Source organism: Octadecabacter arcticus 238 (assembly GCF_000155735.2).
In the GTDB taxonomy this organism is placed as follows: domain Bacteria; phylum Pseudomonadota; class Alphaproteobacteria; order Rhodobacterales; family Rhodobacteraceae; genus Octadecabacter; species Octadecabacter arcticus.
Genome location: NC_020908.1, coordinates 1,333,087 through 1,348,232, shown reverse-complemented (window position 1 = coordinate 1,348,232; position 15,146 = coordinate 1,333,087). Strand labels below are relative to the sequence as shown.

Sequence of the window (15,146 nt, the reverse complement as noted above, 5' to 3'; positions counted from 1 at the left end):
TCCTTGCAAACCACATTTTTGGCTGGCATCAGACCCTAATGCAAACCCTGACCCAATCCCCCACCGATCCCGCCTTCGTGCAAGACCCCTACCCGTTTTACGACTCAGCCCGTTCAGCGGGGGATTGGGGGACAGGCGATTTGTTTTATTGGACCGACTACGGCGCGGTTTGTGCCGTGTCGCACGCGGCAGTTGCAGCCTGCCTGAAAGACAAACGCATGGGGCGTGAAATCCCAACCGAATTTGCACCCAATATACCCGCCCACATCGCACCGTTTTACGCAGTTGAATCCCATTCGATGTTGGAGCTGAACCCGCCGCGCCACACCCGTCTGCGCGGTCTGGTTTTGCGGGCCTTCACATCGCGGCGCATCGCGGAACTAGAACCAGAAATTACGGCCCTGTGCCACAAACTGATCGATCAATTTCCAAGTGGTGAATTCGATCTGCTTGACGCCTATGCCCGCACCGTGCCGGTGATCATCATTGCCCGCCTTCTCGGGGTGCCGGAAACCCGCGTGCAAGATCTGCTCGCGTGGTCCAACGCGATGGTCGCGATGTATGTCAGCGGTCGCACCCGCGACATTGAAGACAAAGCAGTCGCCGCGACCGAAAGGTTCGTCGCGTTTTTGCGCGGTTTCGTCGACGAAAAACGCCAAACACCAGCTGATGATCTGTTGTCGCACCTGATTGCAGCCGAAGAAGATGGTGAAAAGCTGACGACCGATGAATTGATAACAACCTGCATCCTGCTGCTCAATGCCGGACATGAGGCGACGGTGCACACCTTGGGCAACACCGTCAAAACCCTGCTGGACCGCGACATTCGCGCAGCCGATGCGCAGATCGTCGAGGAAGCCCTGCGGTTTGACCCGCCCCTGCACATGTTTGACCGTTACGTGATTGAAGATTGTGAGGTCTTTGGCCACGCGTTCAAACGCGGTGACACGGTCAAATGTCTGCTCGGGGCCGCCAACCGCGACCCAGTGGCGTATCCCGACCCGAACAGGTTTGATCCAAGCCGCAAAGGTCCGGTTAACGTGGCCTTTGGCGGCGGCATCCATTTTTGCGTTGGCGCACCCCTGGCGCGGCTGGAATTGCGGGTCGCGTTGCAGGTTTTATTTGATCGTTGCCCGACCATTCGCCTAACAGCACCACCGCAATACGGCGACACCTATCACTTCCACGGCCTCGACGCGCTGCACGTCCGCACTTGACCCCGCGCCACTGGGACGTCACATTGATGACCAAGGGGCACACCGCGAACACCCCCGTGAGGCTTAGGCCAAAGGTTCGCATGTTCACCGAAAGGAAGCATGCGCTATGGCTGCCCCAAACGAAATTTCCTGTAAGAACTTGCTGCGCCTGATCGGGATGCCCGACCGACCAGTCATCGTAGATATCTCGATCGACCCCGACTTTTCCGAAGACCCATTCCTGATCCCCGGATCCTTTCGCCACACGCACACGGACTTTGAAGGTTTGGTTGCGAGGCTGAACGGGCGCGGCTGTATTATCGCCTGCCAAAAAGGGATGAAACTTAGCCAAGGCCTGACCTCGCGGCTGCGCGGGCGCGACATTGATGCGCAATACCTCGAGGAGGGCATGTATGGCTGGCGCGAAACGCCCGACGCGCCGCGCATTCCTTTTGCCGCCCTGCCCGCGTCCAACCTCTGGGTCACACGACATCGTCCCAAGATTGACCGCATCGCCTGCCCTTGGCTGATCCGCCGATTTATTGACGCGGACGCCGAATTCATGTTCGTCAGCCCAGACTGGGTAGCGGGTGTCGCGGACCGCTACAGCGCCACGCCATTCGACATTCCCGACGTTGTCCTGACCCACAAAGATTGTCACTGCACATTTGATGCCATGCTCGACCTGTTTGATCTGCGCACCGACGCGCTGAACCGACTGTCCGAAATCATCCGCGCCGCTGACACCGATAACAACAACAGCCCACAAGCCGCTGGTTTACTGGCATTTTCCGTTGGCCTGTCGCGTATGTATCGTGATGATAATGCGCAACTGGACGCCGCCATGCCGCTTTATGATGCGCTGTACCGTTGGGCGCGGGATGGCGCGCAAGAAACCCACGCCAGCCTGCCAGACGCACCATGACCAATCAGGACATGGTGCGGGTATTTGGCCGTATCGGGTGCTTGTCGTTCGGGGGGCCAGCCGCCCAGATCGCCTTGATGCAAAAAGAACTGGTCGATGACCGCCCGCTGCTAATCCAAGCGGAATTTCTAAAGGCGCTGTCGTTTTGCATGATGTTGCCCGGACCGGAAGCGATGCAATTGGCGACCTATGCAGGCTGGAAATTAAACGGGCTTCGTGGCGGCCTCATTGCGGGTGGGTTGTTCGTCCTGCCCGGTGCGCTGCTGATCGCCGTTCTGGCCTTTGCCTACGCGTCCTTTGGGGCATTGCCGCTGGTGCAAGCCGCGTTCCTCGGAATCAAAGCGGCGGTCATTATCATCGTCGTTCAAGCAATCCTAAAATTGCTGGGTCGCGCATTGGGGCGAACGGACCACCGCATCGTTGCGGCCCTCGCGTTTGCGGCGCTGTTTTTGTTCAACATGCCCTTTCCTGCGGTGATCGTGTTGGCAGCGGCCTATGGCGCATGGGCGTGCCGCGATTATTCTTCGATCAAAACAGCCCTGCCGTGGCGACGATCCATCGCGCCCGTCGTTGTCGGTGGCTGTTTATGGGTTGCCCCACTTTTACTGGCATGGATTGCAGGTGCGACATTCCTGCTGGAAATCGGGCTGTTCTTCTCAAAACTCGCGCTGGTGACCTTCGGCGGCGCCTACGCCGTGCTCGCCTATATGACGCAAGCGGTGGTGACAGATTACGGCTGGCTGACAACGCCACAAATGATCGACGCGCTGGGTCTTGCCGAAACCACACCCGGCCCACTGATCTTGGTGACCGAATTTGTCGGCCTGCTGGCAGGAACGGCGCAGGGCGGCTGGACGTTGGGGGTGCTTGCGGGATTGATGACAGTGTGGGTGACGTTCGTGCCCTGTTTTATCTGGATATTCGCAGGTGCGCCGCTGATAGATTGGCTGGACGGCTACCCGCGTATCCGCGCGGGACTGGCTGCAATCACCGCCGCTGTCGTCGGTGTCATTGCCAACTTGTCGCTGTGGTTTGCGGCCCACGTGATGTTTGACGAGGTGGGCGTAACATCTGGCCCGCTCACCATCCTCGCGCCGCTCTGGTCGTCGTTCAATATCACCGCAGCCCTGCTAACCCTGCTTGCCGCCACACTCTTGTTATGGCGCAAATGGGGGATGACACGAACACTGGCTGTCATGGCCGCTGCGGGCGTCGCGATGATGCCATTGACCTAATCCACCCCTTTTATCCGGACCAGAACCACGTATGGTGGGGGTGACTGCAAATTCGGAGCTGCCCAGTGTCCAACACAATTCATACAATCGATTATGGCAATCTCATGCACAAAGCGATGCGAGGGCTGATACTTGAAGTGTTAACCGACGTGTGCGCCAAAGGCCTGCCGGGGAACCACCATTTCTTTATCACGTTTGACACAATGCATCCGGACGTCGAAATCGCCGACTGGCTGTCAGACCGCTACCCCGGTGAGATGACAGTCGTGATCCAGCACCAATACGAAAGCCTGAAAGTGACCGATCATGGGTTTTCAATCACGCTGAGCTTTGGCGACAAGCCGGAACCTTTGTATGTGCCCTACGACGCGATCAAAACCTTCGTCGATCCGTCCGTTGAATTCGGCCTGCGCTTTGAAGCCCAAGACGACGAAGATGGCGAAACACCAGAAGCCCCGATGGACGTTATGGCCGAACCAGAAAAAGACGCGCCCAAAAAGGACGCCGATATCGTGTCCTTGGATCAGTTCCGCAAATAATTTGCGCGCATTGTTTAGTTGCGATGCACGGGTCTCACCATTAAACGGCATACGACTGTATACAGAACCACATTCCCCTGCGTGAGGACGACCCCATGACCAATTCCCGTACTGAAACCGACAGCTTTGGCCCGCTTGAGGTCCAAAGTGACCGTTATTGGGGCGCGCAGACGCAGCGATCTTTGATGAACTTCCCTATCGGTTGGGAAAAGCAGCCGGTCGCGATCGTGTGCGCATTGGGCGTCATCAAAAAGGCTTGTGCGATGGCAAACAAGGCTTCGGGCAAGCTTGACGGGACTTTGGCGGACGCCATCATCGCGGCTGCCACTGAAGTAATCGACGGTAAGCTTGATGATCATTTCCCATTGGTTGTCTGGCAGACAGGGTCTGGCACGCAAAGCAATATGAACGCCAATGAAGTCATCTCAAACCGCGCAATCGAAATGCTGGGTGGCGAAATCGGGTCCAAATCGCCCGTCCACCCCAATGATCATTGCAACATGGGCCAGTCGTCAAACGACACATTCCCGACGGCCATGCACATCGCCGCAGCCATGACGACCCGCGACGTCATGCTGCCCGGTTTGGAAAAGCTGGCGGATGAGTTGGACGCCAAGGCCGTCAAGTTCAAAGACATCATCAAGATCGGGCGCACCCACACACAAGACGCGACACCGCTGACATTGGGGCAGGAATTTTCCGGCTATGCCATGCAGGTGCGCAATGGTATCATGCGCATCAAACTGGCCTTGCCTGGCATTTATGAGCTCGCACAAGGCGGCACAGCTGTTGGCACCGGCTTGAACACTGCCAAAGGCTGGGACACCACTGTCGCGGCACATATGGCCGATATCGTTGGCTTGCCGTTCATCACTGCCCCCAATAAATTTGAGGCATTGGCCGCCCATGACGCCATGGTATTCATGTCAGGTGCGATCAAATCCGTGGCCATGGCGTGCTACAAAATTGCCAATGACATGCGGTTCCTTGGTTCTGGTCCGCGATCCGGTTTGGGCGAATTGATCTTGCCCGAAAACGAACCCGGAAGTTCGATCATGCCCGGCAAAGTGAACCCGACCCAAGCCGAAGCCATGACGCAGGTTTGCGCCCATATCCTTGGCAATGATGCGGCGATTGGCTTTGCTGGATCGCAAGGACACTTTGAACTTAACGTCTACAACCCGATGATGTCGTATAACCTGTTGCAATCCATGCAGCTTTTGGGTGACGCGGCGGACAGTTTCACCCTACGGATGCTTGCGGGCACCGAAGCCAATGAGGCGCGAATCGACACGCTGATGAAAGAATCGCTGATGTTGGTCACGGCACTGGCACCCGAAATCGGCTACGACAACGCCACCAAAGTCGCCAAGACCGCCCATAAGAACGGCACGACCCTAAGGGTCGAAGCAGTCGCACTTGGATTTGTTGATGAAGAAACCTTTGATCGCGTCGTGCGCCCAGAAGACATGATCGGCCCGAAATAGATGAACATTGTTAACCTTAACAAAATCAAAAAGGCTCGCGAACTCACTGCTAAAAAAGCCGAAGCTGACGTGAATGCCACCAAGTTTGGCCGCACCAAGGCGGAGCGGCTGGCCGAAACCGCCCGTGCCGGTCGCGCCAAGTTCCAGCTTGATCAGCTAAAATTCGAGGACGAATGACCACAGGTCCACAACAGCGCCCTGCCAAACATTCCGTCACCCTGCGCGGACACCGCACGTCGATTTCGTTAGAGCCGGAATTTTGGCAGGAATTTCGCCGCATCGCCGCTCAGCGTAATCAAACCCTAAACGGGTTGGCTATTGAGATTGACGAAGCCCGCGGCGATATCGGACTTGCGTCCGCCATCCGAGTATTTGTGCTGAACGCCCTGAAAAGCGAAGGCCCTAATCCCGTTCCGTGATCTTCAGCCAAATCCCGTCTTTCGCGCGCAGCGTCAAATGTGCGACGGGGACAGGAACTCGGTCAGTCAATTCAAACCGGAACCGCGCGACCAGCATCGACAACAATAGTGGCCCCTCGACCATGGCGAACCCCGCGCCAGTGCAGACGCGCGGTCCGGCAGAAAACGGAATATAGGCGACACGCTGGCATTGCTTGCCGTTTTCAGTGCCCCACCGCGTCGGATCAAACCCGTCAGGATTGTCCCACAAACGTTCATGTCGATGCAGATGCCACGGCGATAGCACGATCTGCGCACCTTTTGGTGCGGCGCGGCCCCGCATCTCTTCGCGACATTTGGTTTCGCGCACCATCATCGGAACCGGCGGATACAGACGCAAACCTTCGCGAAACACATCACGGCTGAGGCGCAGTTTTGACACACTGGCAAAATCGGGCGTAACGGCCGCTGCCTCAACCGCCAATCTGTCTTGCCATTCGGGATGCATCGCCAACAAATACAATGTCCACGCCAAGGCCGACGCGCTGGTTTCATGCCCTGCGAGGAAGAAAATCGCCACCTGATCAACCATTTCTTGCGTGCTGAACGTCTGGCCTGTGACCGGATCGGCGGTCGACATGATTTTGGTCGCAAGATCATCGGGCGCCGTTCCCGCGTCAATTTCAAACATCCGCCGTTCTGTCAGATCGGTGATCAGTCGACGAATATCGCGCGCCGTGGATTTGGTCGCGCGGCTGAAAAACCGCGGCATCCAGCGCGGACCGGGAATAAAAGCGCGCAAGTTTAAAATTGGCTGCGTGCGCTGATGATCACGGAATTTCTCAAACACGGCTGTCGCGGTTTCGTCTTCAATCGGGATCGAAAACAGCGTGCGAAAGATCACGTCAGCAGCAGCGTGGGACGTTTCGGGTTCGATATCCTGCACGCCGGTATTCGCGGCCATTCGTGCAACCGCTGCCTCGCCTGCGGCATACATCGCGCCATACGTGCCGCGCAGACGCCCCCCCCTCAAATGCGGGATCAATGATGCGGCGCTGACGTTTCCAAGTCTCTCCGTTGGTCAGAAAAACTGAATTGCCCAACAACGGACGCAACCCTGCGCCGACGCGATCAGATTTCGGGAAATCATCGGGGCGTTCTTTCAGGACCCGTTTTACCAGCGCCGGATCGTTCACCAAATAGCTGCGAAAGAATGGCGTGCGAAATTCGGCCATCCACGCGCGGTACAGCTTTGCCGGTTGCGCCGACAGGATGTCTTGGCGAAACAATTTCAGATAGCGCCAAAGGGAAACCTTTTCAGGACGTGAGGGGGGTTTTGGCGGGATCAGAGTTCATACTGGTAAACTTGGACGCGGCGACGTCAATGCGTGATTTGGACAGGGCGCGACCCGCAAAGCGGTCTGCCAGCGTTTGTGGCCCCGCTGTAATGCTGAAATAGTCGTAGTACCCAACACGGTCGAACGCACAGAGATACTGAAAATGCAGTCGGAAGAACTTCCAGCGCAACTCTTTCCAGCGTTCAGGGCTTAGGGTTTGCGTGAAGGCTGCCGAAATCACCAGCGGCCATTTCTGCCCATCCGGTGCCACGCCGGACACCGCAACCGGATCACACAGCGCAAACGCGCAGCCATCACCGGGAGCGGTTACGTCAACCCAAGTCAATTCATCGCGGGAGGACAAATAATGCAGATCGGCGCGCAAACGATCAGCTTTGGGCAGAAAACTGACCATCGGCACAACTTAGCCAAGGCTCAAGAAACCAAGCGCAGGACCCTGTTTGGGGACCCCACCTTCACGAATTAGATCCGCAAGGATCGACACCGCCAAATGCGCACCGGATGAATGGCTAACGACCAAAACTTCGTCTACATCATCGTCCAAAGCGGCCGAAATTGCGCGGCGAAAATTAGCCATCCGGTCTTCAAGCTCGGGTGGGTTAGCGCCCTTTGATTGTGCTGCATAAGCATAGTCATGCATGAGGTAGTATGCGAAAATCTTGCCGTCTTTCTTTTTGAACCACCGCAAAATCATGAAAGCGATCCATGCGCCCACAGCCCATTGCGCAACCATGCGGCCCGCATACAAAGTTGAGAAATTGAGATCCGACGCATCGCCGTTGCCGATCAAACCTATTAACGCACGCGCACCCGATGTCAGCGTCCAACCCAACACTTTACCCGCCAACAGTCCAAGCAGAACCGCGACCAGCAATTTCAAAAGCAACATTCCCACGGGGTACAACGCCGCAATCACTGGCCCCTTGCGCAACCACATCAAACGGCGCAATGCGCCTGATCCAATATATATGAACGCAGTTCGCACCAGTTGCAGATAGGTTGCGGGAATAGTCGAAGCCATTGAATTGCGCACAATGTCGGACCAGACAAGCACCTCAACCTGCGCATCAACAGACTGCCCGTCCATGCGCGATTCCACACGCCAGCCGTAATGTTCACCTTTTTTGGGCGCGATCCCAATGTCGTATCCCGATATTGAAGATTGTGCCGCGGATTCAGTGCGATACAACTCACGGTAGCGGCGTGGATGGATCGGATCATAGCCCGGAATATAGAACACCCTGCGGTTTCTGACCGTTCGTTTCACGGGTGATTGTGGTGTCTGTTCCATCGCGCGCCTGTCCCTAGTTTGAAGGTACTATAGGCATCAATTTCGGCAGAATTAAGTAAATTACTAGCCAAAGATCGCAAGGAACGGTAACGTCTCGAGCATCCAGAAAGAGAACATCGACATGAATCCGGTGGCCATGGCCAGCCCGACGACGACCAACAACACGCCGGACGTCTTTTCGATCACCCCCATGTTGCGTTTCATCCACGCCATTGGGCGTTTCATTTGCGGGAAGAATGCCGCCACTAACACAAACGGCACGCCCAGTCCGATAGCATAGACGCCAAGCAGCATTACACCCTTGCTGACGTCTGCTTGGCCCCCCGCGAGGCTGAGGATCGCGCTCAGGATGGGCCCGAGGCACGGCGTCCATCCGAACGCAAACGCCAAACCGAGGAAGTAAGCGCCAAACGCCGATCCACCTTGATCCCCCGCGTCCATGCGCATTTCACGATCCAGAAATTTCAGCCGAAACAGGCCAAGGAAATGCAGACCAAAGATGACGACAACAACACCCGCCCCGACCTCAAGATATGGACGGTAGGATGCGAACGCGCGACCAAGCGCCGATGCACCTGCGCCGAGGATCAGGAACACCGTCGACAGGCCCAGCACAAAAAACAAAGACGCAACCACAGCGCGCCCGCGTGCGGCGCGGTTGTCTTCCATATCCGTGACGCTGACGCCGCCCATATAGGCCAGATACGGCGGCACGATTGGTAACACACAGGGGCTTAGGAACGACAGGATACCTGCCGAAAATGCCACCAAAAGCGCGGGAAGCAACGAGGCCAAGAGGAAGGTTTCTGTTTCAAACATAAATCCATTTTAACTGGCTGTGCCCGCGGCGTCACTGTGCAGATGGTCACATCATCGTTGAAACGTGTTTTAATTCGTTTGAGACGTGTTTCGAACTGGTGGACATTTGGCTCAACGCGGGGCACGTCTTTGAAATGGAAGAAATTGTTGATACGCGCGGCTTGAAATGTCCGTTGCCGGTTTTGAAAGTCGCCAAGGTGCTGCGCGACGCACCAACCGGCACGGTTGTCACTGTTTGGGCAGATGATCCGATTGCGATTATAGATATCCCGCACTTTTGCGTTGAGGCGGGACACCAATTGGTGTCGCAGTCTAACGCAGGCAGGCACTAGATTTACGTGATTAAACAGACGACGTTGCCATAAAAAACGCCGCCCCGTATGAACGGAGCGGCGTTTGATGTCAGCGCCTTAGCGGGCGTTTCTCAAGCGATACGTTAGCGTCCCAAAGACCACCAACCGCGCTTTTTGGGCGCATCATCGGCAACCGGCGCGTCTTCCACAACAGCCTCGGCTGGTGCTGGTACTGGTTCGGCGGCTGGGGCCACCTCAGGTTCAACCTTTGGCTTGGACGTGGTTTTGCGCACACGCTTAGGCTTATCTGCCACCACCGGTTCCGGCGTTTCAGCAGGAAACGCAGCAATTGGTTCAGCCGGCGTTTCCGCAACCGCAGTATCATCCACTGCAGCAGCCGGTTTCTTGCGACTGCGCGGCGCGCGTTTGGGCTTTGCAGCAGGTGCACCCACTGGCGCTGCTTCTGCAACAGGTGCCGCTGGTGCGTCATCGCTTGGCACATCGTCGGCCTTCTTGCGACGTGATCGGGTCCGCTTAGGCTTGGGCGCGTCTTCCGCCGCAGCCTCCGCACTTGCCGCCTCAACCAAGGCGGCCTCGACGATCTCCGTCACTTCCGCACTTTCGACAGGTGCATCCGCTTTCTTGCGACGGGTGCGTGTGCGCTTTGGCTTGGGCGCATCTTCAACCGCAACTGCGTCAACGACTGCATCAACGACCGGGGTTTCGCCCTGATCGCTTGGCGTGACGTCAGCCAGCGTGTCCGATTTCACGACCACCGCCGCATCGCCATCGTTGTGTGCTGCGTGCTCACCGTTGGCCTCGGCGTTTTCACCACCGCCGCTACCGCGACGACGACGACGGCGCCGACGGCGTTTTTTGGTCGGCGCGTCACCGTCTTGCGATTCAGGCGCTACGCTGTGACCCTCGGTCTTGGCCTCAACGGATGCGGTCACTTCAATCTCAGCCTCTTCCATCGGGGCATCGTCTACTTCAGCCATAACAGCCGTTTCTGACGAAATCACCGACACCAATTCAACTTCAGCCACAACGCGGCTGGCGGTCTTGAATTTCTCAAGCACGAAATCAGGCGATACAAGATGCGGATCACACTCGATGCGCACGGACAGGCCATAGCGGGCTTCAATCTGAGCGATGTGTTCACGTTTCTGGTTCGTCAAGAAGTTGGAAATGACGATCGGCGCCTTGATCAAGACTTCTTTTGAACGACCATGCACACCTTCTTCTTCCAGCTGGCGCAGAATACCCAATGCGACGTTAGCGTCAGAGCGCAGCAAGCCTGTGCCGTGACAATGCGAACATGGCTGGGTCGTTGATTCCAACATGCCCGGACGCAAACGCTGACGCGACATTTCCATCAGGCCGAAGCCGGAAATCCGGCCCACTTGGATGCGGGCCCGGTCGGTCTTGAGCTTGTCTTTCATCAGCTTTTCTACGGAAGCGTTGTTCTTACGCTCATCCATATCGATAAAGTCGATGACGATAAGACCGGCAAGGTCACGCAGGCGCAGTTGACGCGCGACTTCTGCCGCGGCCTCAAGGTTGGTCTTTGTTGCCGTTTGTTCAATCGAACCTTCTTTGGTGGCGCGACCGGAGTTCACGTCAACCGCAACAAGCGCTTCGGTCGTGTCGATCACGATGTAGCCGCCCGATGGCAGTTGCACAGTTGGGTTAAACATGCCCGACAGGTAGCTTTCGATCTGGTGACGCGCAAAAAGCGGCATCTGTTCTTTGTAGTTTATCACGTTCTTAGCGTGGGATGGCATGATCATTTTCATGAAATCCTTGGCCGTGCGGTAACCGCCCTCGCCCTCGACAATCACTTCGTCGATCTCTTTCGAATACAGATCGCGGATCGAACGCTTGATCAGGTTGCCTTCTTCGTAGATCTGCGCTGGTGCGGAAGACCGCAGCGTCAGTTCGCGAATCTGTTCCCATAGGCGTTGCAGGTATTCATAATCGCGCTTGATCTCGGTTTTGGTGCGCTGGCTGCCAGCGGTGCGGATGATCAGGCCAGCGCCTTCGGGCACGGCCATTTCATTTGCAATCGCTTTCAGCTTTTTGCGGTCTGCCGCAACGGTGATCTTGCGTGAAATGCCGCCGCCACGTGCGGTGTTCGGCATTAGCACGCAGTAGCGACCCGCCAATGACAGGTAGGTCGTCAGGGCCGCACCTTTGTTGCCGCGTTCCTCTTTGACCACTTGGATCAACAGAATTTGTCGAACTTTAATAACTTCCTGTATCTTATAGCGCTTCGGGCGTGGCTTGCGAACAGGACGCACATCTTCATGGTCATCTTCATCCGCAACACTTTCGATGGTTTCGTCCTTGTCAGTGGCTTCCGTACCGCCGTCAGAGTCGTCCCCATCCGTCTCATTGTCAGCCACATCATCGCCGTCGCCCGAACCCTGTTCAGGGGTGTCGACCGGCGTGTCAGCGACAGTTTCCATCGGCGACGATCCCTCGCCAGTTTCGTCATCGCTCAGATCAATCGTTTCCATACCAGCAATATCGCCGGAGGTTTCTTCCTCGGATGTCTCAACCGGATCAGCAGTTGCGACCGCGTCCTGCCCATCGACTTCAGCCGCTTTGGGCTTGCGACGGGTACGTGTGCGGCTGCGCTTTGGCTTCTCGGCCTCAGCCTCAGCCTTTTGGCTTTCAGCGTAAGCCTTTTCTTCGGCAATCAGCGCAAGGCGGTCGGCCACCGGAATCTGGTAGTAATCGGGGTGGATTTCGTTGAACGCCAAGAAACCATGGCGATTGCCGCCATAGTCAATGAACGCCGCCTGAAGCGACGGTTCGACCCTTGTTACTTTTGCGAGGTAGATGTTGCCAGCAAGCTGGCGGCGGGATTGGGTTTCAAAGTCGAATTCCTCAACCTTGTTTCCGTCAACCACCACAACGCGGGTTTCTTCCGCGTGGGTGGCGTCGATAAGCATTTTCTTAGCCATTGTGTCCTGTTCCACGCGCCATTTGGCGGCAACCCCCACAATAATCCGGGGGGCGCTGCATTGTCTGGGGCGTGTTCAATTATGGCGAGGCGCGCAACAGCGGCGCGAGCGGCCAATTGGCCGCCTGCTCTCTCGCCGTATAATGTCGCGCGTTCCATCGCGTTGGTCTCCGACCACCAATTAGTGGCCCGTTCAAGGCCCCTGCGATTAAGGATGTCCGTCACCGCCGGGAGCTGTTCATCTGATCCCGCCCAAAATCAATCAAAGGGGACCACATTCTTTCGGTCTGTCTTTGGGTATGACGGGATCATTTAATCGGGTCACTGCAACCAAAAACAGAAAAACTCACCGGGCTTTTGCGCAAAGCGTCATGGCAACCGCCCGTCCTTTACACATAGGGGACGATGGGGTCACTTTACAACGCCAAAGTGTGACGTTGCGTTGTCTTATGTGATTTAGCGGCGCGGTAATCCGTTAACGGATACGATGTCAGGAAATGCTCAAAATCAATGGGCGATGGTCCGACACCACAGGATTGGCGGGAACCTCAAAGGATCTCACGTCCACGGACGCTGTGACCAGCATGTAATTGGCGTGCCGGATGGCTTTGGGACACAGCGCCGTGCGCGTGTCTTGCTGCCCCACCAGATCGCGCAGACCACAATCCGCAAAGATCGCCAATGTCTCACTGTCGGACAAAACATTGAAATCGCCTGCAAAGACGATGTCGTCTTGCGGGGATGCAATTTGTGACAACAACGTCAGGGCGCGCTTGGCTTGATCTGCGCTCGCAGGCGTATCGCCTTTGCCACCAACGTTGCGCAGCCCGTGAAAATGCGCAACCCTGATGGGCCGCGCGCGCCCGTTTTGGGCAATGCGAACGACCTGAAAGCCACGCGGCACAGGGTCCATGCCCCACCCGCCAGTGCGAAACACACTATGCACAAACCCGTCTTGGCGCGTTTGGATGTCCAGACGCGGTGCCACCCATTGGCCAAGCCCATGTTGGGATTAATAGGTCTTGCCACCCGCGTCCGACAATGGCCCCATGGCCACAGGAAAAAACCGCCCTTGTGATCAGGCAGCGTCGCGCTGATGTCACCAAACAGATCGGACCGCTGGTTCAGACTGCGATGGGCGTCGCGATAGGCAAGCCAAGGGGGCTCGGCTCTCTTGGGCGAATGACTTCTTGCAGGCATACAACGTTACCGCCACAGCGACCAATCCAACTGCCAAGGGCGGGCCAAACCTGCCCACCCCATGCATTCAGACTGATAATTTTCATCTCGTGCAGCCCAGATCAGCCGAGGTAGTCAGACCGTTGCAGCCCATACTTAGCCATCTTTTCGTTCAAGGTCCGGCGTGGCAGGCACAACTCGTCCATGACATTCACAATAGACCCCTTGTGGCGGCGCATGGTGTTGTCGATCAACATCCGCTCGAACGCCTCGACGAATTCCTTCAGTGGCTTGCCTTCGGTGGTGATGGCGGGCTGGCTTTCGTCATCCTCGGTCATCAACAGGGACGCAATGGACCCCGTTCCGCGGCGATTTTGCAGCACCGCGCGTTCGGCCACATTATACAGCTGGCGCACGTTGCCAGGCCAAGGCGCCTGCAGCAGTTGCGCGGCTTCCTGCGCTGATACTTCCGGCGCGTCGCAGCCGTATTCATCTGCGAACACTTCGCCCAAACGGGTGAACAACGTCAAAATGTCTTCGCCGCGCGTGCGCAATGGCGGCACCGTGATCCGCAACGCCGCAAGGCGGTAAAACAGATCATTGCGCAATACGCTTTCACATGTCTTGCCCTCGTCCTGTAAATTGCAAATTGCAACGATGCGGGTTTCGGACGGTGTGCCCTGTTCGTTGATTGCCGTTAGCAGACGGGCCTGATTTGTTTCTGACAAGGCTTCGACGTCTTCAAGAACGATCGTGCCACCACGGGCTTCTTCGATCGCAGGGATCGGGTCGTCTTGTCCGGCAGGCCCAAACAAACGCTTGGACAAGTCATCGTCCTCGTAGGCAGCACAGGCAATCAGCACGAATTTTTTGTTGGCGCGCGCGCCGACCGCATGCAGCGCGTGGGCAACCAACGTCTTGCCAGTTCCGGTTTCACCCTCAATCAACACATGACCGTCCGCCTGCCCGAGATCGAGGATATCTTCCCTCAGCCGCTCCATCACAGGGGACGCACCGATGAGCTTTTTCATCAGCGCCCCACCATCGCTTAGTTCACGGCGCAGCGCGCGATTGTCCAACGTCAGTCGCCGTGCAACAGTTGCTTTCTTGGCCAATTCAGTCATGCGATCAGGATTGAAGGGCTTTTCGAGGAAATCAAACGCACCAATGCGCATTGCTTCAACCGCCATTGGCACATCGCCGTGGCCGGTGATCATGATGACGGGCAGCGAACTATCAACGCCTTTCAGTTTCTTGAGAAACTGCATCCCGTCCATGCCCGGCATCTTGATGTCACTGACCACAATGCCAGGATAATCCTGCCCGACACCTTTCAGCGCGTCTTCGGCGCTGGCAAAAGTTTCAGTGTCATAGCCCGACAACGCCAGCCATTGACTGATTGATTGCCGCATGTCCTGCTCGTCGTCCACAATCGCGATCTTCATGGCTTGTGCCATT

General features: G+C 56.7%; 12 protein-coding genes and 2 pseudogenes. 8 read left to right on the top strand and 6 right to left on the bottom strand.

What is annotated here, in order from left to right; genetic code table 11:
- The first annotated feature begins 38 nt into the window (after positions 1-38).
- From OA238_RS07055 to OA238_RS07030, 7 genes are all read left to right on the top strand, one after another.
- Positions 39-1,217 carry a cytochrome P450 gene (locus OA238_RS07055; RefSeq protein WP_015494659.1) on the top strand — a complete coding sequence of 393 codons (1,179 nt, stop codon included), beginning with the start codon at positions 39-41 and terminating at the stop codon, positions 1,215-1,217.
- 106 nt (positions 1,218-1,323) lie between these two features.
- Positions 1,324-2,121, top strand: coding sequence for a chromate resistance protein ChrB domain-containing protein (locus tag OA238_RS07050; protein WP_015494658.1), 798 nt, complete (start codon positions 1,324-1,326; stop codon positions 2,119-2,121).
- Positions 2,118-3,356 (top strand): chromate efflux transporter, encoded by a 1,239-nt coding sequence (gene chrA / locus OA238_RS07045; protein ID WP_015494657.1) that lies wholly within the window; start codon positions 2,118-2,120, stop codon positions 3,354-3,356. Before OA238_RS07050 ends, chrA begins: the two co-directional genes overlap by 4 nt.
- Before the next feature lie 104 nt (positions 3,357-3,460).
- Positions 3,461-3,895, top strand: a complete 435-nt coding sequence (locus tag OA238_RS07040; RefSeq protein WP_044036435.1) for an SspB family protein — start codon at positions 3,461-3,463, stop codon at positions 3,893-3,895.
- Between the two features lie 95 nt (positions 3,896-3,990).
- Positions 3,991-5,382, top strand: coding sequence for a class II fumarate hydratase (gene fumC / locus OA238_RS07035; RefSeq protein ID WP_015494655.1), 1,392 nt, complete (start codon positions 3,991-3,993; stop codon positions 5,380-5,382).
- Positions 5,383-5,559 carry a DUF4169 family protein gene (locus tag OA238_RS29845; RefSeq protein WP_083906664.1) on the top strand — a complete coding sequence of 59 codons (177 nt, stop codon included), beginning with the start codon at positions 5,383-5,385 and terminating at the stop codon, positions 5,557-5,559. It abuts the gene before it with no gap.
- Complete coding sequence (locus OA238_RS07030; protein WP_044036434.1) at positions 5,556-5,801, top strand: ribbon-helix-helix domain-containing protein; 246 nt, start codon at positions 5,556-5,558, stop codon at positions 5,799-5,801. The genes OA238_RS29845 and OA238_RS07030 overlap by 4 nt, the downstream gene beginning before the upstream one ends.
- Here the strand turns inward: OA238_RS07030 and OA238_RS07025 are convergent.
- The 3 genes and pseudogenes from OA238_RS07025 to OA238_RS07015 all read right to left on the bottom strand — a co-directional run bounded on the left by OA238_RS07025 (position 5,785) and on the right by OA238_RS07015 (position 9,248).
- A pseudogene (locus OA238_RS07025) lies at positions 5,785-7,129 on the bottom strand (cytochrome P450). The gene OA238_RS07030 and the pseudogene OA238_RS07025 sit on opposite strands and share 17 nt — an antisense overlap.
- A pseudogene (locus OA238_RS07020) lies at positions 7,098-8,429 on the bottom strand (hypothetical protein). Before OA238_RS07020 ends, OA238_RS07025 begins: the two co-directional pseudogenes overlap by 32 nt.
- Before the next feature lie 63 nt (positions 8,430-8,492).
- The gene (locus OA238_RS07015; protein WP_015494653.1) at positions 8,493-9,248 is read right to left on the bottom strand and encodes a cytochrome c biogenesis CcdA family protein; all 756 of its coding nucleotides are present in this window, start codon (positions 9,246-9,248) and stop codon (positions 8,493-8,495) included.
- 98 nt (positions 9,249-9,346) lie between these two features.
- On the opposite strand from OA238_RS07015, the gene OA238_RS07010 reads away from it, so the two are divergent.
- A complete protein-coding gene (locus OA238_RS07010; protein WP_245581458.1) occupies positions 9,347-9,580 on the top strand; it encodes a sulfurtransferase TusA family protein in 234 nt (77 codons plus the stop codon).
- Between the two features lie 104 nt (positions 9,581-9,684).
- On the opposite strand, the gene OA238_RS07005 is transcribed toward OA238_RS07010, so the two are convergent.
- From OA238_RS07005 to OA238_RS06995, 3 genes are all read right to left on the bottom strand, one after another.
- The gene (locus tag OA238_RS07005) at positions 9,685-12,510 is read right to left on the bottom strand and encodes an Rne/Rng family ribonuclease (protein ID WP_015494652.1); all 2,826 of its coding nucleotides are present in this window, start codon (positions 12,508-12,510) and stop codon (positions 9,685-9,687) included.
- A 489-nt stretch (positions 12,511-12,999) separates the two neighbouring features.
- A complete protein-coding gene (locus tag OA238_RS28760; RefSeq protein ID WP_051076416.1) occupies positions 13,000-13,497 on the bottom strand; it encodes an endonuclease/exonuclease/phosphatase family protein in 498 nt (165 codons plus the stop codon).
- Between the two features lie 313 nt (positions 13,498-13,810).
- Positions 13,811-15,145: a sigma-54-dependent transcriptional regulator gene (locus OA238_RS06995; protein WP_015494650.1), complete on the bottom strand. Its 1,335-nt coding sequence runs from the start codon at positions 15,143-15,145 to the stop codon at positions 13,811-13,813.
- Position 15,146 lies beyond the last annotated feature (1 nt).